We start from the raw sequence: 18,938 nt of genomic DNA, 5'->3' as shown, positions 1-18,938 counted from the left end.
ATTTTTTCATAAAAGAATTGCCTGTGCTATATTGCAGGGACATATTAAGGGAAGTGTGATTTTTATGATTAAATCAGCATATCTCCATATACCATTCTGTCATCATATCTGCCATTACTGTGATTTCAATAAAATCTTTCTGAAAAATCAGCCGGTGGATGAATATCTGCAGTTTATGGATATGGAAATGAAACATACATTGGAGCGGTTTCCCGCCGATCATCTCGAGACGATTTTTGTTGGTGGCGGAACTCCGACGGCATTAAATGAAAAGCAGTTGGCATACTTGCTGCAGTCCGTTCAGCGAAATTTCCCCGTGACGCAGGATATGGAGTATACGTTTGAAGCAAACCCTGGAGATCTTTCTCTAGAGAAGCTTCGCCTTTTGAAAGAAGGGGGGGTAAATCGCCTTAGCTTCGGAGTCCAAAGCTTTAACGATGAGCTTTTAAAACGAATCGGCCGCACGCACCGGAAAGAGGATGTATTCAAATCGATCGAGCACGCGCGCAGTGCCGGTTTTGACAATATCAGCGTGGATTTGATATACAGCTTGCCTGACCAGACGGTGGAGGATTTTCAGGACACACTCCGGACAGCATTCTCGCTTGATATGGAGCATTACTCAGCCTACTCCCTGATCATTGAACCGAAGACGGTCTTTTATAATCTGATGAACAAAGGAAAACTTCCCCTTCCCACCGAGGAGGAAGAGGTACAGATGTATGATGTGCTAATGAATGAAATGGAAAGGCACGGCTATCATCAGTATGAAATATCCAATTTTGCAAAAAAAGGATATGAGAGCAGACACAATATTACGTATTGGGACAATGCATCCTATTACGGAATAGGCGCAGGAGCGCATGGGTATGTAGAAGGAGTGCGCCGTGCCAATCATGGACCGTTAAAGAAGTATATGGCTGCCATTTCGGAAACGGGGCTCGCCTTTAAAGAAGAGCATACTGTGACCCGGGAAGAAATGATAGAAGAGGAGATGTTCCTTGGATTACGAAAAATACAGGGAGTATCCATCTTCGGATTTGAACAAAAATTTGGTGCTGATCCACTTCAGTTACTGAAAGAACCAATTGATGAAAACATCAAAAAAGGGCTGCTGGAAATACAAGGCGACTATATCCGCCTGACCAGAAAAGGGAAATTTCTTGGCAATGAAGTTTTTCAAGCATTTATTGGTGCGATCTGATTGACATGTGAATGGGTATTTGGTAATTTATTTATAGAATTAGCACTCGACTTATAGGAGTGCTAACAGAGGTGATGCTGAGTGCTTACAGAACGACAGTTGTTGGTGTTGCAAGTAATTATTGACGACTTCATCCGTTCTGCACAACCTGTGGGCTCAAGGACGCTTTCCAAAAAAGATGAAATATCCTTCAGTTCGGCCACGATCAGAAATGAAATGGCGGATTTGGAGGAACTGGGTTTTATCGAAAAAACGCATACCTCTTCAGGTAGGGTTCCATCAGAAAAAGGGTATCGCTATTATGTGGACCACTTGCTTTCTCCTGAAAGGCTGACAAAGCAGGATGTGTTTGAGATAAAATCCATCTTCAGGGAGCAGATCTATGAAATGGAAAAGATCGTGCAGAAATCGGCGCAGATACTTTCCGATCTGACAAAATATACATCCATTGTCCTTGGACCTGGTGTCAGGGATCATAAGCTGAAGAATTTGCAGATCATCCCGATAAACCATGAGCAGGCAGTTGCGATTATTGTAACGGATACAGGGCATGTAGAAAACCGCATGATAACATTTCCAGCCAATATGGATGCATCTGACATTCAAAAAATGGTGAACATTTTAAACGAGCGTCTGGTCGGGGTCCCTTTATCCGAGCTTATCAACAAACTTTACAAAGAGGTGGCCACTCTCCTGCGCTCTCATATAGGAAATTATGAAAATATCCTGCAATCGTTAAGTACCACTCTGTACATGGAAGAGAAGGACCGGGTATTTTTTGGTGGAAAGACCAATATGCTCACGCAGCCCGAGTTCAACGATATCAATAAGATCCGTTCCCTGATGCTTTTGATCGATCAAGGGAAGGACCTGTCTCAGCACATTCGGGCGAAAGAGGCAGGCATTCACGTGAAGATCGGCAGCGAAAACAACATTCCGGGTATGGAAGGCTGCAGTATCATTTCCGCAACCTATTCCATCGGTCCGGAACAATTGGGAACGATAGCATTACTTGGACCTACACGTATGGAGTATTCGCGCGTGATCAGTCTCCTTCAGCTTGTCAGCTCCGACCTTTCCCTGGTCGTCTCCAAGCTGTATCAAAAGGACTGACCATGGAAATATTGTTAGAGGGGTGTTGAAAGTGCCACACTCTTCTAACGATCGTATTTCAATAAAAGAGCCATACACTTTAGAGGAGGTGAAACCATTGGTAGAAAAGAACGAACAAGCAACTGTTGAAAATGAAGAAGTGACTGTAGAAGAGAACGAGGAAGCTGCAGAAGCTGTACAAGAAGAGGTATCACCTGAGCAGCAGAAGATTGAAGAGCTTGAAGCTAAGCTTGAAGAATCAGAAAACCGTTATCTTCGCCTGCAGGCTGACTTCGATAACTTCCGCCGTCGAACAAGACTTGACCAGGAGGCTGCGCAAAAATATCGCGCGCAAAATCTTGTTACAGATATACTTCCTGCTTTGGATAATTTTGAGCGAGCGCTTAAAGTGGAAGCTGAGGATGAAAAAACAAAAACATTCTTGCAAGGCATGGAAATGGTGCACCGCCAGTTGATGGAAGCATTAAAGAATGAAGGCCTTGAAGCTATTTATTCTGTAGGCCAGGAATTCGATCCGCATCTACACCAGGCAGTGATGCAGGTGGAGGAAGGCGAAGGCGAATCCAATACAGTCCTAGAAGAGTTCCAAAAAGGATACAAACTGAAAGACCGCATCATTCGCCCATCCATGGTGAAAGTAAAGCAATAAATCAACTGAAATAGTTTAACTACATATAAGCATTAGGAGGAAAACAAGATGAGTAAAATTATCGGTATTGACTTAGGTACAACAAACTCATGCGTTGCTGTCCTTGAAGGCGGCGAGCCGAAAGTAATTCCAAATCCGGAAGGCAACAGAACAACTCCATCCGTTGTAGCATTCAAAAATGGGGAGCGTCAAGTAGGGGAAGTGGCAAAGCGTCAATCCATCACAAACCCTAACACGATCATGTCCATCAAACGTCACATGGGGACAGACTATAAAGTGGAAGTGGAAGGGAAAGAGTACTCTCCACAAGAGGTTTCCGCTATCATCCTTCAACACTTAAAAGGCTATGCAGAAGAGTATTTAGGGGAAACAGTTACAAAAGCGGTTATCACTGTTCCTGCTTACTTCAACGATGCTGAGCGTCAAGCGACAAAAGATGCCGGTAAAATTGCGGGCTTGGAAGTGGAACGTATCATCAACGAGCCGACTGCAGCTGCATTGGCATATGGATTAGATAAAATGGACGAAGATCAGACTATCCTGGTATATGACCTTGGTGGCGGAACGTTCGACGTTTCTGTACTTGAACTTGGAGACGGGGTGTTCGAAGTACGCTCTACAGCTGGTGACAACCGTCTTGGTGGAGATGACTTTGACCAAGTGATCATCGACTATCTTGTTGCAGAATTCAAAAAAGAAAACGGCATTGACCTTTCCAAAGATAAAATGGCGTTGCAACGTCTGAAAGATGCTGCTGAAAAAGCGAAAAAAGATCTTTCCGGAGTAACAAGCACGCAAATCTCCCTACCATTCATCACGGCTGGAGAAGCTGGACCACTTCACTTGGAAGTGAGCTTATCCCGTGCGAAATTTGACGATATTACTTCCTCTCTAGTGGAACGTACTATGGGTCCTGTTCGCCAAGCGCTACAAGACGCCGGCATCTCCGCTTCTGAGCTTGATAAAGTAATTCTTGTAGGTGGATCTACTCGTATTCCTGCAGTACAAGATGCAATCAAGAAAGAAACTGGAAAAGATCCGCACAAAGGTGTTAACCCGGATGAGGTTGTTGCACTAGGTGCTGCAATCCAAGGTGGAGTATTGACTGGTGATGTTAAAGACGTTGTACTTCTAGACGTAACACCACTTTCTTTAGGAATTGAAACAATGGGCGGAGTATTCACGAAGCTTATCGAAAGAAACACAACAATTCCAACAAGTAAGTCCCAAGTATTCTCAACAGCTGCTGACAGCCAAACTGCAGTAGATATCCATGTGCTTCAAGGGGAGCGCCCGATGGCAAACGACAACAAAACACTAGGTCGTTTCCAATTGACGGACATCCCGCCAGCACCACGTGGTGTACCACAAATCGAAGTATCATTTGATATCGATAAAAATGGTATCGTAAACGTTCGTGCGAAAGACCTAGGCACAAACAAAGAGCAAACAATCACAATCAAATCTTCTTCCGGTCTATCCGAGGATGAGATCCAGCGCATGGTAAGAGAAGCGGAAGAAAATGCGGATGCAGATAAGCAACGCAAGGAAGAAGTGGAACTTCGCAACGAAGCGGACCAACTGGTATTCACTACTGAAAAAACACTGAAAGAAGTAGAAGGTAAAGTGGAAGAAGCAGAAGTGAAAAAAGCTGAAGATGCGAAGGAAGAATTGAAAGCTGCATTCGAGAAAAACGATTTAGCGGAAATTCGCACAAAGAAAGATGCACTTCAGGAAATCGTACAACAGCTTTCCATGAAGCTTTATGAGCAGGCTGCACAAGCACAGCAAGCTGCAGAAGGCGCGGAAGGCGGATCTGCAAACCAGGACGACAACGTTGTGGACGCAGAATACGAAGAAGTTAACGACGACAAGAAATAAGCTTAAGTCTCCGGACTTTTGAAACATTGTTTATGTTCTCAATGTTGAATTTTTGATTCCCCCTGTTGGTTGTAGTGCAAGGCGTGAGACTCCTGCGGGAGCAGCGTGTCAAGGGAGACCCCGCAGGCGCATAGCGCCGAGGAGGCTCCCGAGGCCGCCATGGATAAGCGAACGCCTGGAACGGAAACCAACAGGGGTGTTTAACAGAGACAAAACATATTAAGAAGAAAGTCGAAGCCTAGGCTTTGACTTTCTTTTTCATGTAAAAAGAAATCACAAAAATGGTGAAGGAAAAGGGACGGAAAGGTCTAACCTTTTATTGCTTTTTAAGGTTCGAAAGTGATACAATAACCTTTATGTGAATAGATCGGGAGTGGGTATTTAATGAGTAAACGCGATTACTATGAAGTACTTGGCGTCAGTAAAAGCGCGTCGAAAGATGAACTGAAAAAGGCATACCGCAAATTATCAAAACAATACCATCCAGACATCAACAAAGAGGCGGATGCAGCAGATAAATTCAAGGAAATCAAGGAAGCCTATGAAGTATTAAGTGATGATCAGAAGAGAGCGCACTATGACCAATTCGGCCATACAGACCCTAACCAGGGATTCGGCGGATTCGGCGGAGGCTCCGATTTCGGTGGCGGCTTCGGGTTTGAAGATATTTTTGAAACATTCTTTGGAGGTCAAGGTGGCGGCAGAAGACGCCGTGATCCGAATGCTCCTAGACAGGGATCTGATCTTCAATACACCATGACGCTTAACTTTGAGGAAGCGGCGTTCGGAAAGGAAACCGACATAGAAATACCGGTGGAGGAATCCTGTGACACATGTTCCGGAACAGGCGCGAAGCCTGGAACGAAAGTGGAAACATGTTCAAATTGCCGTGGTACAGGTCAGGAGAGTGTCGAGCAGAACACTCCATTTGGACGTATTGTCAACCGCCGCACATGTTCGGTGTGTAAAGGAACAGGAAAATCGATTCCTCATAAATGTTCAAATTGCCATGGTGCAGGCCGTGTAAAAAAACGCAATACCATCCATGTGAAAATTCCTGCGGGTATCGATGATGGACAGCAGCTGCGTGTAGCGGGCAAAGGGGAAGCCGGCGTGAACGGTGGACCTGCTGGTGACCTATACATTGTATTCCATGTTCGCAATCATGAATTTTTCGAACGTGATGGAGATGATGTTTACTGCGAAATGCCGATTACGTTTGCACAAGCTGCACTTGGTGATGAAGTAGAGGTGCCGACACTACACGGAAAAGTGAAATTGAAAGTTCCTGCCGGTACACAGACGGGTACGAATTTCCGCTTAAAAGGAAAAGGAATTGCTAATGTACGTGGATACGGACAAGGCGATCAGCATATAAAGATTCGAGTTGTTACTCCTACAAAACTTACAGAAAAGCAAAAACAGCTGATGCGTGAGTTTGCTGAAATCAGCGGCCAATCTCCGGACGAAAATGAAGATGGCTTTTTTGCAAAAGTGAAACGAGTGCTTAAGGGAGAATAATCATTAATGGTTGGATTGGAGTTGGTATTATGAAATGGTCAGAAATTAGTATTCATACAACAAATGAAGCAGTTGAACCGATTTCACATATTCTTCACGAGGCTGGTGCCAGTGGAGTAGTGATCGAGGATCCATTTGATCTCACGAAGGAAAGAGAAGATAAATTCGGGGAGATATACCAACTCAACCCTGATGATTATCCGGAAGAAGGAGTCATCATGAAGGCCTACCTGCCAGTTAACAGCTTTTTGGGGGAAACGGTAGAGGGGATAAAAGAGGCGATCAACAATCTGCTCTTATTTGATATCGACCTTGGACTCAACAATATTTCCATCAGCGAAGTAAATGAAGAGGAATGGGCGACAGCCTGGAAAAAATATTATAACCCTGTCAAAATATCCGAGAAATTCACCATCGTTCCAACATGGGAAACATATGAGCCTGTCAGCTCTGATGAAAAAATCATTGAGCTTGATCCAGGTATGGCATTCGGAACGGGAACCCACCCTACAACCGTCCTTTGCATTCAGGCCATCGAACGCACCGTGAACCCTGACGACAAGGTCATTGATGTAGGAACCGGATCTGGTGTCCTAAGCATTGCCGCAGCCATGATGGACGCACAACAGGTACTCGCTTTGGACCTGGATGAAGTGGCAGTTGAATCTGCCAAGCTCAATATCAAGCTGAATAAAGTGCATCCGCGAGTAACCGTGAAACAGAACAACCTGCTTAACAATGTGGAAGGGCCTGTCAATGTGGTGGTTGCCAACATCCTTGCCGAAGTCATTGTCCGATTCACAGATGACGTGTACAGAGTATTGGATAACGGGGGAACATTCATTTCTTCGGGTATAATCAGTACGAAAAAGCAGGAAGTAAAGGATGCACTGATCAAATCCGGCTTCAAAATTGAAGAAACGATGATGATGGAAGATTGGGTTGCCTTTATTGCGAAAAAAGAACAATAAGAAAGCGGGATAGCCATGCAGCGTTATTTTGTCCATTCTAATCAAATAGAAGACCAAGCCGTTACCATTACAGGCGAAGATGTTCATCATATAGTCAGAGTGATGCGGATGAATATAGAGGATCAATTACTCTGCAGCTTCTCTGATACAAGGAGGACGGCACTCTGTCAAATTGCTGAAATTACCAATGATATGGTTGTGGCCAGTATTGTAGAATGGATAAGTGCTGAAGTGGAATTACCGGTTCGTGTTACCATTGCGAACGGGCTGCCCAAAGGGGATAAATTGGAACTTGTCATCCAGAAGGGAACAGAACTTGGAGCAGAAATGTTTATCCCTTTTAATGCTGCCCGTTCCATCGTGAAATGGGATGAGAAAAAAGGTCAGAAAAAGGTGGAGCGCTGGAACAAGATTGCAAAGGAAGCTGCAGAGCAATCCCATCGCTCGTTCCTCCCTGAAGTAAAAGCTCCATTTTCATTTACAGAGCTGTTGAAGCAAAGCGAGAACTACCATCATAAACTTGTCGCTTATGAAGAAAGTGCCAAAGAGGGGGAGCGTTCAGCTTTTGCCCAGGCACTGCGAAAAATGAATGCGGGGGAATCTGTACTGGTTCTGTTCGGACCAGAAGGCGGATTATCCGAAAAAGAAATAGATAAACTTACCGAATGCGGTTTTGTCTGCTGCGCATTAGGCCCAAGGATTCTAAGAACAGAGACGGCACCGCTCTATGCACTCAGTGCCATATCGTATCATTTTGAACTAATGAATTAATGTGAGGTGAAAAACATGCCAACTGTTGCCTTTCACACACTTGGATGTAAAGTAAATCATTATGAAACAGAAGCAATCTGGCAGTTATTCAAAGCGAGTGATTATGAAAGAACCGAATTTGAAGGAACGGCAGATGTGTATGTCATCAATACCTGTACAGTAACAAATACAGGTGACAAGAAAAGTCGCCAGGTCATTCGCCGTGCGATCAGAAAAAATCCGGACGCAGTTATCTGTGTTACAGGCTGCTACGCGCAGACCTCCCCAGCGGAAATCATGGCCATTCCTGGCGTAGATATCGTGGTGGGAACCCAGGATCGCGTGAAAATGCTGGAGTATATTGAACAATTCAAGCAGGAACGCCAACCAATCAACGGAGTAGGAAATATCATGAAAGCTCGTATTTACGAGGAGCTAGATGTTCCTGCTTTCACAGACCGTACCCGTGCATCCTTGAAAATCCAGGAGGGCTGCAACAACTTCTGCACTTTTTGTATCATTCCATGGGCTCGTGGTCTGATGCGCTCTCGTGATCCAGAGGAAGTTATCACACAAGCTCAACAATTGGTAGATGCTGGATACAAGGAAATCGTCCTAACCGGAATCCACACAGGTGGTTACGGTGAAGACATGAAGGACTACAATTTTGCCATGCTCCTTCGTGAACTGGACAAAAGAGTCAAGGGCTTGAAGCGAATCCGCATTTCTTCCATTGAAGCAAGCCAAATTACCGATGAAGTCATACAAGTATTGAACGATTCCGATAAAATTGTGCGCCATCTCCATATTCCAATTCAATCGGCTTCCAATACGGTTTTGAAAAGAATGCGCCGTAAATATACGATGGAATTCTTTGCTGACCGTTTGAACCGACTGAAGGAAGCATTACCTGGACTCGCGATTACCTCCGATGTAATTGTCGGCTTCCCAGGTGAGTCGGAAGAAGAATTCATGGAAACATACAATTTCATCAAAGAGCATAAATTCTCTGAGCTTCACGTGTTCCCATACTCAAAGCGTACAGGGACTCCTGCAGCTCGTATGACAGACCAAGTGGATGAAGAAGTCAAAAATGAACGCGTACACCGTCTCATCGAACTTTCCAATCAGCTTGCGAAGGAATATGCTTCCATGTTCGAAGAGGAAGTTTTGGAAGTGATTCCAGAGGAAATCTATAAAGAAGAACCAGATAAAGGGTTGTATGTAGGCTATACCGACAACTACCTGAAAGTGGTATTCCCAGCAAACGAAGAAATGGTCGGCAAGTTGGTAAAAGTGAAAATCACCAAAGCCGGCTATCCTTATAACGAAGGGCAATTTGTCCGTATCCTGGACGATGCCCCACGTCTGGAAGAAGAGCAGGTTCGCCTAAGTTCATAATTGTAAATGAAGTGATTCCATTGGAAAAGATGGAATCACTTTTTTTTGTGGAGAAAAAGTTAAAGGAAATACTATCATTGTACTCGCCAAAAACAATCAAACATGTTATGATGTGTAAGGTGATGTTAGAGGTCAGACCTCTTATATTGAAAGGAGCATGAAATATGCATACAAACATTGGAGAAATCATTGATCATACATTATTAAAAGCAGACGCTAAAAAAGAAGAAATCATAAAATTATGCAACGAAGCTAGAGAGTACAACTTTGCTTCGGTTTGCGTTAATCCAACTTGGGTAAAAACCTCTGCAGAATTGCTAAAAGGCAGCGAAGTGGATGTTTGTACTGTTATCGGATTCCCATTAGGAGCGAATACTCCAGAAGTTAAAGCATTTGAAACAACGAATGCCATTGAAAACGGCGCAACTGAAGTGGACATGGTTATCAACATTTCAGCATTAAAAGACGGCGACAACGAGCTTGTGGAAAGAGACATCCGTGCAGTTGTGGAAGCAGCGAAAGGAAAAGCCCTGACAAAAGTGATCATCGAAGCTTGCCTTCTTACTGATGAAGAAAAAGTAAGAGCGTGTGAAATTGCTGTAAAAGCTGGCGCAGATTTCGTGAAAACTTCTACAGGTTTCTCAACAGGTGGAGCAACAGTTGCTGATATCGCATTAATGAGAAAAACAGTTGGACCAGAAATCGGAGTAAAAGCTTCCGGTGGCGTTCGTGACGCACAAGGAGCAAAAGAAATGATCGAAGCTGGTGCTACACGTATCGGAGCAAGCTCCGGTATCGCAATCGTTAACGGGTTGACAGCAGATAGCGACTATTAATATAGATGAGAAAGAGCGTCCTGATTGTTTGGATGCTCTTTTTTGTTTTTTTAACCTAGGTGTGATTGGTCCCTTTTGGAAAATTGTGCAGGTGAATCGGCTACATTTCATTGAGAAAATCGAAGCTTGAGAATATTTTTGAGTTGCGTGAGAATAGGACCGACTTGCGTGAGAATAGCTCAGCGTTATGTGAAGATAAAACGGAGTTACGTGAGAATAACCCCGAATAATGTGAAGATAAGAGTAAGCCGGATGTTTCCAGCCCTGCAATTCCCCTTTGAACAAGCACACAAACCAACTCTTCACCGTAAAAAGTGATTTCTACCTATGCAACCTCTCCACAAACCTCGAAAAAGGCCTCACGAACGGCAGTGCCACAAAGGAACAGACAATATTAAATATCACACTTGAATGGGCAAGCTGAACGTCGGCACTCACTGCCAAATATTCCACAAGCTTACTCAGTAAAGGGATCAATGGAAAGAAAGCCACAACACCGAAAACATTCAGCCAAATATGTGCGTAGGCTGTGAGCTTTGCTTCTCTTATCCCACCGATGCTTGCCATGAAGGCAGTGATGCATGTACCTATATTGGCTCCAAGCATGATGGCAATCCCAGCTGGCAGAGACAGGAGGCCATTATTCAAGAAACTCATGCTGATTCCGACTGTTGCAGAACTTGAATGTATAAGTGCCGTAATAACAGTCCCGATAAATACACCAATTAAATGCTGGTCATTCGTATGCAACAGAAATTCCTGTACATTCGGGAAAAGGGAAAGAGGTAGTGCCAGACTTTCAAATCCTCCCATTGCGACAAACAGGCATCCCAGGCCGAAAATAGAAGAACCGATACTGAACGGAAGCTTCCTTTTGGAGAAAAGTAAAAGAAAGCCGATTATCAAAAATGGGAAAACATAATTTGAAATATCAAGGGTGATCAATTCTGTAGTCAATGTCGTCCCAATGTTGCTTCCAAGCATAATCCCGATGGACTGATAAAAACTGAGATACCCCGCGGCTACAAGGCCCACTGTGATGACCATGACTGCAGAACTGCTTTGAAGCAATGCCGTCAGCACCGCACCTACCATCATGCCTTTGACAGGATGATCGGTAAAATGCTGCAGAAACCCTTTTGTTCTGTCCTCCGTCAGGTTCAGAAGACCGGTGCGCATCACAGCCATTCCAAATAAAAATATCGCTAAATAAACAAAAAACAACGTTATAATAGTAAACAAGTCCATCACCTCTCTTCAACTATATGGAGAAAGGTGGACAAGAATGACAAAAAAGGAGTTAGGTACATGAGGAAATGGACGGAAAAAACAGTGATGCACAGCTACCCTGGCATGGTGGCGCTTGTTACAGCCCAATTCAATGGGAAAATCAACATCATGGCGGCAGGTTGGCACAGCTATATCTCTTATGAGCCGCCCATTTATGGGGTTGCCATTGCCAAAGAGAGATACACGCATCAGCTTGTAGAAACCTCTGGTGAATTTGCAATCAATTTTGTCCCAGAAGCCTATGCTCATTACATACAGTTTGCTGGAACAAAAAGTGGAGCAAACACTGATAAATTGGAGGAATTGAACGCACCCTATACCCAAGGGAGAACAATAGGAGCACCAATCCTGGACCATGCCTATATTGCCTACGAGTGCAAGGTGATGGATCAGCGCACATATGGAGATCATGATTGGTTTGTAGGAGAGATGACCGGTTTCTATAAAGATGACGAGCTTTTTCAGGAAAGCGGTCTTCCGCAGTGGGAAAAGCTTTCGATACCGCTTTATGTGGGGAGATCCCAGTATATGATTGCTGGGAAGGAGGCGCGTGTTTTAAATCTATATCACGATAACAGTAAAGAGAAGAATGTTTAAAAGCAATTCCTTATAATTGTTGACCAGCACAAACGAATATATTATAATTGGAAAGTACATGTTCCATACATGATTTTTTTGCGTTTGGTACATGTTTTTTCTGAAAATGTTAGTGGTTGTTCTGGAGGGAGGGAATTAGAATGTCAAAAACAGTTGTTCGTAAAAACGAATCGCTTGAAGATGCTCTTCGCCGTTTCAAACGTACAGTTTCAAAAACTGGGACGTTGCAAGAAGCAAGAAAGCGTGAATTCTATGATAAGCCAAGCGTAAAACGCAAGAAAAAGTCTGAGGCTGCTAGAAAGCGTAAATTTTAACAAGAGGGTGTAAGAATGAGTCTTCTCGAGCGTTTAAATACCGATATAAAGCAAGCTATGAAGGATAAGGACAAAGAGAAGCTTTCCGTACTCAGAATGGTTAAGTCTGCAATTCAGAACGAAGCCATCAAGCATGGCAGAGATTTGACCGAAGAGGAAGAACTTACCGTACTGTCTCGTGAATTAAAGCAACGTAAAGACTCCCTCCATGAATTTGATAAAGCCGGTCGTGAAGACTTGGTTCATAAATTACAAGGTGAACTTGCGATAGTTGAACATTACATGCCAAAACAGTTATCTGAAGAAGAAGTCTCAGCAATTGTTCAACAGACAATCTCTGATGTGAACGCTACTTCAAAAGCTGACATGGGTAAAGTGATGGGAGCTTTAATGCCTAAAGTGAAGGGCAAAGCGGACGGTAGCCTTGTTAACAAACTTGTACAACAACATCTTTCATAAAAACATTAAAATAGCATCTTACATATGTAAGATGCTATTTTTACATCCAAAATCTCTCCTCCCTGCTTCTGATTTGCTGAACTTCTCCCGAAAAAAATTTTTTCAATAAAAAATACATAAAAATGAAACCTGGCTGGAGTTTGTGCGTATTACTTATTAGGCAAGGCTAATGATAAAAAAGGAAGAATGGTTGGAGAGGGGGACATCATGAAAAAGGTTCTTCGTATAGGTTATGTTAGTGCTTTTTTACTTGCTTTAATACTATCTGTTTTCCCTATAGCGCCGTCAACTGTGGATGGTGCAGAAAAGCTTGTCTACGTGATTCCAGTTGAGGATACGGTAGAAACCGGTCTGCTTGCTTTTATAAACAGGTCGATAGAGGAAGCGGAGGATGCAGGTGCGGATCTTATCATTTATAAGCTCCATACTCCAGGTGGACTGGTGGATGCTGCGAGTGACATATCCAAGAGCTTCAAATCCACCTCTATCCCGAGTGTTGCTTTTATTGATACGAGGGCATTGTCGGCAGGTGCTTATCTCGCACTGTATGCCGATAAAATCTATATGACGCCTGGAGCTACCATGGGCGCAGCTGCTGTGATAACCGGAGATGGAAATGCAGCAGATAAAAAGTCTCAATCCTACTGGCTGCAGGAAATGGAAAATGCCGCCGAGTCAAGTGGAAGAAATCCATTGTATGCAAAAGCGATGGCTGATACCGAAGTGGATCTGCCTGAGCTTGGTGCTCCAAAAGGGGAACTGCTGACGCTGGGACCAAAAGAGGCATTGGAGGTTGAGTACTCGGAAGGGACTGTGAAGAATCTTGAGGAGCTACTTCAAACATTAGGGTATGAGGATGCGGAAGTGGTAAATGTCGAGGTATCATTCGCAGAGAATGTGGCACGTTTCCTGACAAATCCGATTGTAGTATCGATCCTGTTATCTGTAGGATCATTGGGGCTTGTCCTTGAATTGTACTCTCCCGGGTTTGGAATCCCTGGTTTGATGGGGATCAGTGCCTTGTTGCTGTTCTTCTATGGGCATCTGGTTGCAGGTCTGGCCGGAATGGAAACGATGATATTGTTCATACTCGGTGTCATATTTATAGTGCTCGAGATTTTTGTGCCTGGGGGGATATTAGGCGTGTTGGGATTAGGGGCAGTGATAGCAAGTTTCTTTTTTGCCACTGGTAATATAGTGGAGACAGCCATTTCATTGTTGATTGCCATGGCTGTAACGGTTGTTGCGATGGTATTGCTTTTTACCGTATTCGGAAAGCGGATTCGACTTTTTGACCGCATCATCCTCCGGGATTCCACCAATACGGAGCAGGGCTATGTATCAAATGTATCGCGTATCGAACTGGTCGGGCAGGAGGGTGTGACATTGACACCATTAAGACCTGCAGGGACAGCCGTCATCAAAGAAGAACGTATTGATGTTGTAACGGAAGGCAATTTTATCGGTTCCAAAAAACGAGTAAGAATTGTAAAAGCTGAAGGTCCTAGAATTGTTGTAAGAGAAATACACACAGAAGATTTGACAGGAGGAAATGAATGATGGATCCAACTTCATTGATAATTTTAGTAGCAGTTGTTTTAGGTATAATATTTTTTGCGGTACTGATGACATTTGTACCGGTTATGCTCTGGATCTCAGCATTGGCTGCAGGAGTCAGAGTGAGTATCTTCACGCTTGTAGGGATGAGATTAAGAAGGGTTATCCCAAGCCGTGTTATTAATCCTTTGATCAAAGCGCATAAAGCAGGCGTGGATGTAACAACAAACCAATTGGAGAGTCACTATTTAGCAGGAGGAAATGTGGATCGTGTTGTTAATGCACTTATTGCTGCACAACGCGCAAACATTGAATTACCTTTTGAACGCGGGGCTGCAATTGATCTGGCAGGTCGTGACGTACTCGAAGCAGTTCAAATGTCCGTTAACCCTAAAGTTATCGAAACACCATTTATCGCCGGTGTCGCTATGGATGGTATTGAAGTGAAGGCGAAAGCTCGTATTACCGTTCGTGCAAACATTGAACGCCTAGTAGGGGGTGCCGGTGAAGAAACCGTTATCGCCCGCGTAGGTGAGGGTATCGTTAGTACCATCGGTTCTGCTGATAATCATAAAAAAGTACTGGAAAATCCGGATATGATTTCTCAGACTGTATTATCCAAAGGTTTGGATGCAGGTACAGCGTTTGAGATCCTGTCCATTGATATTGCGGACATTGATATCGGGAAAAACATTGGTGCGGAATTACAAACTGACCAAGCAGAAGCAGATAAGAAAATTGCTCAAGCGAAAGCAGAGGAGCGCCGTGCGATGGCCGTTGCACAAGAGCAGGAAATGCGCGCCCGCGTAGAGGAAATGCGTGCGAAGGTAGTAGAAGCGGAAGCGGAAGTTCCCCTTGCGATGGCAGAAGCATTACGTTCTGGAAATATTGGCGTGATGGATTATATGAACATTAAAAACATCACTGCTGATACGGATATGAGAGATTCTATCGGGAAGTTGAATGATACACCTGAAGATGGAGACAAGAAGTAATATACGAATAGGGGGAAAATGCTTCATTTTCCCTGCTCCTTTAGGAAGGGAGGAAGATTGACCATTGGGTACCATCATTGAATTATTCCTTAGTAACCCGCTGCTTTTGGTCCTTCTGATCGGTGCCATTACCGGACTGTTTGGAAAGAAATCGAAACAAGAGGAACAAAAAAGGCGTCAGCAGCAGCGGCAGCAAAGACAGTCCGGGCAGTATACAGAAGCGCAGACACAATCTTCTTATCCTAACAATGAAACCGGGCTTGGAGAAGCAAAGCACGAGAAAAAGCAGGATAGCTTTGACTGGGATATAGACATTTTCAATGAAACAAAGGAAGAACTGGAAAAGAAGGTCAGAGAAACACTATCACCATATTTGGAGAAAAAGAAAGAGCAAGTCGTCACAGCAAAAGAAACTGCTCCATCCGCGATGAAAGACAAGGTCCAGGAGCTTTCCATCAAGCAACAGGAAATTGCTAAAAACAGCCCCATCTTAAAGCAGGAGCTGCAGATGTCTGAAGGAAGAGTAGTAAAAAATCATAAAATCAACCCAAAACGTGTGGTGGAGGGTGTCATGTGGGCAGAAATCCTCGGTCAGCCACGTTCGAGGAACCCTCATACCCCTATCTATTCGCAGCATTATGCTGCTTCTAGAAGGAAAGGTTAAAGAAATCCCATGCCGTTATAAACGGTATGGGATTTTTTTGATTGCCATTCAAATTCAGTGATAGAACCCTCTTTTTTCTCATACATATGAGTGAAAGGGGGTTTTTCCATGCTTAAGAAGTTTCGCGCGAGAATGAACAGCTGGATGCAGGAAAATATGGAACTACCCGCAGATGTCATGATGGATCTGCCCCGCATAACCATGATCGGACAAATACATATATATATTGAAAATCATCGAGGATTGCTTACCTTCAGCGACACGGAGATAAGGCTTCTGCTCAAACAGGGCCAGCTGCTTGTCAAAGGGGATTCTTTTGTCATAAGGACCATCCTTCCGGAAGAGATTCTACTGGAAGGGAAAATAAGCCAAGTACTCTATTTGAATGAATGATATAGGAGGATTTTCATGAAAAACCAATGGATGAACTTTTTTTCAGGTAGTGTCAAAATCATTATTCATGGAAGAGGAGTGGAAAGGTTCCTCAATGACTGCACAAGAAATGGAATTCAAATATGGCAAGTGAAAAAAATGGGGGCAGAGGCATACACCTGCTATATCCTGCTCAAGGATGTCAAAAAAGTAAGAAGGCTGATTAAAAATCAGGAATGCAAATTTCGTTTTCTGACAAGAAAGGGCGTCCCTTTTCTATTGCAATATTCATTTAGAAATAGTGGAATCATCGCAGGTATTCTCCTGTGCCTGCTGACCATCTTCGTTCTTTCCAATATGGTGTGGAGTATTGAAATAAAGGGCGCAAACCCTGCAACAGAGCATAAGATTATGCAGGAATTGAACAAGCTTGGCGTAAAAAAGGGCAAGCTCCAGTTCTTTATCAAGGATGTGGAGAGCATCCAGCGAGATCTGACAGATACAATCAGTGAGATTACATGGATAGGAGTTGTCCTGAATGGAACATCCTATCATTTCGAGGTTGTGGAAAAGAATGAGCCGGAAAAGATAGAGAGCCTTTCTCCAAGGAATCTGGTTGCGTCCAAAAAAGCGGTGGTAGTCAACATGTTCGTTGAAAAAGGACAACCAATGGTGGAAAGAAATGATCATGTGAAAAAAGGCCAACTGCTCATCTCAGGCACCATTGGCAAAGAGGGAAAACAAAAATCGACTGCGGCTGTTGGGGAAGTGCTTGGGGAAACATGGTACATGTCCGTAGTGCCAATACCTTTAAAGACTATTTTGCCAGTGTTCACCGGGGAAGTTTATAAAAAGCACTATGTTGAAATAGGGAATGTACAGATACCGGTTTGGGGATTTTTCGAGCCAGAATACAAGATGAAAAAAGAATACGAAGCGAAACGGCCTTTTTATTTCTTCAAGTGGAAGCTTCCTATCTCTTACATGGGAAAAACGATTCATGAATCTGAAATGGTAGAAAGAATCTATGATGAGGAAGAAGCCGTGGAAGAAGCCCTTGTGATCGGGAAAAGGGAATTAAAAGAGAAATTAGCTGAAGATGCCAACATTATTGGTGAAAAAGTTTTGCACCATGAAACGGAGAATGGTAAAGTGAAAGTATCAATTCATTACCAAGTCATTGAAAATATTGTAAAAATAGAACCAATTATTCAAGGAGACTGAGGAATGTCAGAAGAACTAGTGATGATGAAGCAGCAAGTAAATAATCCGAATGAAGCAATCGCTCTATTTGGCAACCAAGATGTTCATCTAAAAAGGATTGAAGAAGAACTGAAGGTTTCCATCGTAACAAGAGGAGAGGCCGTGAATATTTCAGGAGAACTTTCTGATGTGGAAATGGTGGACAATGTCCTGCAGAACCTTTTGCTTGTTATAAGAAAAGGAATTACGATTTCCGAGCGTGATGTAGTGTATGCCATCCAACTTGCTCGCGAAGGCAAAATGGATTCCTTCCAAGATCTTTATGAAGAGGAATTGACAAAGAATGTTAAGGGTAAGTCCATCCGTGTAAAAACATTGGGTCAAAGGCAGTATGTATCTGCCATTAAGAAAAAGGATTTGGTGTTCGGGATTGGCCCTGCAGGTACAGGGAAAACGTATCTTGCGGTGGTAATGGCGGTCATGGCCCTGAAAAATGGACAGGTTAAACGTATCATCCTCACTCGTCCAGCTGTTGAAGCGGGAGAGAGCCTAGGTTTCCTGCCGGGAGATCTGAAGGAAAAGGTGGATCCATATCTGCGTCCATTGTACGATGCCCTGCATGATGTTTTTGGATCGGAACATACGCAACGATTAATTGAACGGGGAACAATCGAAATTGCTCCTTTGGCATATATGAGAGGGAGAACCCTTGATGATGCATTTGTCATACTGGACGAAGCGCAAAATACAACACCTGCACAAATGAAAATGTTTTTAACGAGACTTGGATTCGGATCCAAAATGGTGATTACCGGGGACATCTCCCAGGTGGATCTGCCGAAGGGGATGAAGTCCGGGTTGAATGTGGTAAGAGAAATCTTGAAAAACACCTCAGGCATACAATTTATTGAGCTTGAGCAGTCGGATGTGGTCCGTCACCCACTAGTGGCTCGCATTATTTCAGCATATGAAAAATTGGAAGAAAATAAATAGCCCCTCTAATGGGGCTCTTTCGCTTGAAAGAGGGATAAGTGCTTGTTACATGTCGGGCCAGATCGAGGCGGCTACGCTTTTCTATTGTCTAGCTCCGCCGGCTTGGCCCTCGAGGTCATAAGCCATTTTTCCTTCAGAGGTAAAACCCAACCTCTTACGGAAAACTGT

General features: G+C 43.7%; 19 protein-coding genes. 18 read left to right on the top strand and 1 reads right to left on the bottom strand.

Annotated elements, in window-relative coordinates; all coding sequences use genetic code 11:
• Window positions 1-64: 64 nt before the first annotated feature.
• From hemW to deoC, 9 genes are all read left to right on the top strand, one after another.
• Window positions 65-1,204 carry a radical SAM family heme chaperone HemW gene (gene hemW / locus ACFVAD_RS03110; protein WP_386635973.1) on the top strand — a complete coding sequence of 380 codons (1,140 nt, stop codon included), beginning with the start codon at window positions 65-67 and terminating at the stop codon, window positions 1,202-1,204.
• 81 nt (window positions 1,205-1,285) lie between these two features.
• The gene (gene hrcA / locus ACFVAD_RS03105; RefSeq protein WP_386635971.1) at window positions 1,286-2,317 is read left to right on the top strand and encodes a heat-inducible transcriptional repressor HrcA; all 1,032 of its coding nucleotides are present in this window, start codon (window positions 1,286-1,288) and stop codon (window positions 2,315-2,317) included.
• 97 nt (window positions 2,318-2,414) lie between these two features.
• On the top strand, window positions 2,415-2,966 hold the full coding sequence (grpE, locus tag ACFVAD_RS03100) for a nucleotide exchange factor GrpE (protein WP_386635969.1): 552 nt from the start codon (window positions 2,415-2,417) through the stop codon (window positions 2,964-2,966).
• A gap of 48 nt (window positions 2,967-3,014) precedes the next feature.
• On the top strand, window positions 3,015-4,847 hold the full coding sequence (dnaK, locus tag ACFVAD_RS03095) for a molecular chaperone DnaK (protein ID WP_386635967.1): 1,833 nt from the start codon (window positions 3,015-3,017) through the stop codon (window positions 4,845-4,847).
• Window positions 4,848-5,231: 384 nt separating this feature from the next.
• Entirely contained in the window at window positions 5,232-6,368 is a 1,137-nt protein-coding gene (gene dnaJ, locus ACFVAD_RS03090; RefSeq protein WP_386635964.1) for a molecular chaperone DnaJ, read from the top strand.
• A 29-nt stretch (window positions 6,369-6,397) separates the two neighbouring features.
• Window positions 6,398-7,339, top strand: coding sequence for a 50S ribosomal protein L11 methyltransferase (gene prmA, locus ACFVAD_RS03085; protein WP_386635962.1), 942 nt, complete (start codon window positions 6,398-6,400; stop codon window positions 7,337-7,339).
• 15 nt (window positions 7,340-7,354) lie between these two features.
• The gene (locus tag ACFVAD_RS03080) at window positions 7,355-8,110 is read left to right on the top strand and encodes a 16S rRNA (uracil(1498)-N(3))-methyltransferase (protein ID WP_386635960.1); all 756 of its coding nucleotides are present in this window, start codon (window positions 7,355-7,357) and stop codon (window positions 8,108-8,110) included.
• A 15-nt stretch (window positions 8,111-8,125) separates the two neighbouring features.
• Window positions 8,126-9,490, top strand: coding sequence for a tRNA (N(6)-L-threonylcarbamoyladenosine(37)-C(2))-methylthiotransferase MtaB (mtaB, locus tag ACFVAD_RS03075; RefSeq protein WP_386635958.1), 1,365 nt, complete (start codon window positions 8,126-8,128; stop codon window positions 9,488-9,490).
• Between the two features lie 164 nt (window positions 9,491-9,654).
• Window positions 9,655-10,326: a deoxyribose-phosphate aldolase gene (gene deoC / locus ACFVAD_RS03070; RefSeq protein ID WP_386635956.1), complete on the top strand. Its 672-nt coding sequence runs from the start codon at window positions 9,655-9,657 to the stop codon at window positions 10,324-10,326.
• 321 nt (window positions 10,327-10,647) lie between these two features.
• On the opposite strand, the gene ACFVAD_RS03065 is transcribed toward deoC, so the two are convergent.
• Window positions 10,648-11,574 (bottom strand): Na/Pi symporter, encoded by a 927-nt coding sequence (locus ACFVAD_RS03065; protein WP_386635954.1) that lies wholly within the window; start codon window positions 11,572-11,574, stop codon window positions 10,648-10,650.
• Between the two features lie 60 nt (window positions 11,575-11,634).
• Here ACFVAD_RS03065 and ACFVAD_RS03060 point away from each other — a divergent pair, with 60 nt between their 5' ends.
• From ACFVAD_RS03060 to ACFVAD_RS03020, 9 genes are all read left to right on the top strand, one after another.
• Window positions 11,635-12,213, top strand: a complete 579-nt coding sequence (locus tag ACFVAD_RS03060) for a flavin reductase family protein (RefSeq protein ID WP_386635952.1) — start codon at window positions 11,635-11,637, stop codon at window positions 12,211-12,213.
• A 140-nt stretch (window positions 12,214-12,353) separates the two neighbouring features.
• On the top strand, window positions 12,354-12,527 hold the full coding sequence (rpsU, locus tag ACFVAD_RS03055) for a 30S ribosomal protein S21 (protein WP_047969380.1): 174 nt from the start codon (window positions 12,354-12,356) through the stop codon (window positions 12,525-12,527).
• A 15-nt stretch (window positions 12,528-12,542) separates the two neighbouring features.
• Entirely contained in the window at window positions 12,543-12,986 is a 444-nt protein-coding gene (locus tag ACFVAD_RS03050; RefSeq protein WP_386635949.1) for a GatB/YqeY domain-containing protein, read from the top strand.
• A 207-nt stretch (window positions 12,987-13,193) separates the two neighbouring features.
• Entirely contained in the window at window positions 13,194-14,546 is a 1,353-nt protein-coding gene (locus ACFVAD_RS03045) for an NfeD family protein (RefSeq protein WP_386635947.1), read from the top strand.
• The gene (gene floA / locus ACFVAD_RS03040) at window positions 14,546-15,538 is read left to right on the top strand and encodes a flotillin-like protein FloA (protein ID WP_204416453.1); all 993 of its coding nucleotides are present in this window, start codon (window positions 14,546-14,548) and stop codon (window positions 15,536-15,538) included. The genes ACFVAD_RS03045 and floA overlap by 1 nt, the downstream gene beginning before the upstream one ends.
• A 64-nt stretch (window positions 15,539-15,602) precedes the next feature.
• A complete protein-coding gene (locus ACFVAD_RS03035; protein WP_386635945.1) occupies window positions 15,603-16,202 on the top strand; it encodes a hypothetical protein in 600 nt (199 codons plus the stop codon).
• 108 nt (window positions 16,203-16,310) lie between these two features.
• Window positions 16,311-16,595 (top strand): sporulation protein YqfC, encoded by a 285-nt coding sequence (yqfC, locus tag ACFVAD_RS03030; RefSeq protein ID WP_204415902.1) that lies wholly within the window; start codon window positions 16,311-16,313, stop codon window positions 16,593-16,595.
• Window positions 16,596-16,610: 15 nt separating this feature from the next.
• On the top strand, window positions 16,611-17,798 hold the full coding sequence (yqfD, locus tag ACFVAD_RS03025; protein ID WP_386635943.1) for a sporulation protein YqfD: 1,188 nt from the start codon (window positions 16,611-16,613) through the stop codon (window positions 17,796-17,798).
• Between the two features lie 3 nt (window positions 17,799-17,801).
• Window positions 17,802-18,770, top strand: a complete 969-nt coding sequence (locus ACFVAD_RS03020) for a PhoH family protein (protein WP_386635941.1) — start codon at window positions 17,802-17,804, stop codon at window positions 18,768-18,770.
• Window positions 18,771-18,938: the final 168 nt, after the last annotated feature.

It is taken from the genome of Sutcliffiella sp. NPDC057660 (assembly GCF_042800035.1).
In the GTDB taxonomy this organism is placed as follows: domain Bacteria; phylum Bacillota; class Bacilli; order Bacillales; family Bacillaceae_I; genus Sutcliffiella_A.
Note: the sequence above shows the minus strand (reverse complement) of the source record. Positions and strands in the feature narration are given on the sequence as shown.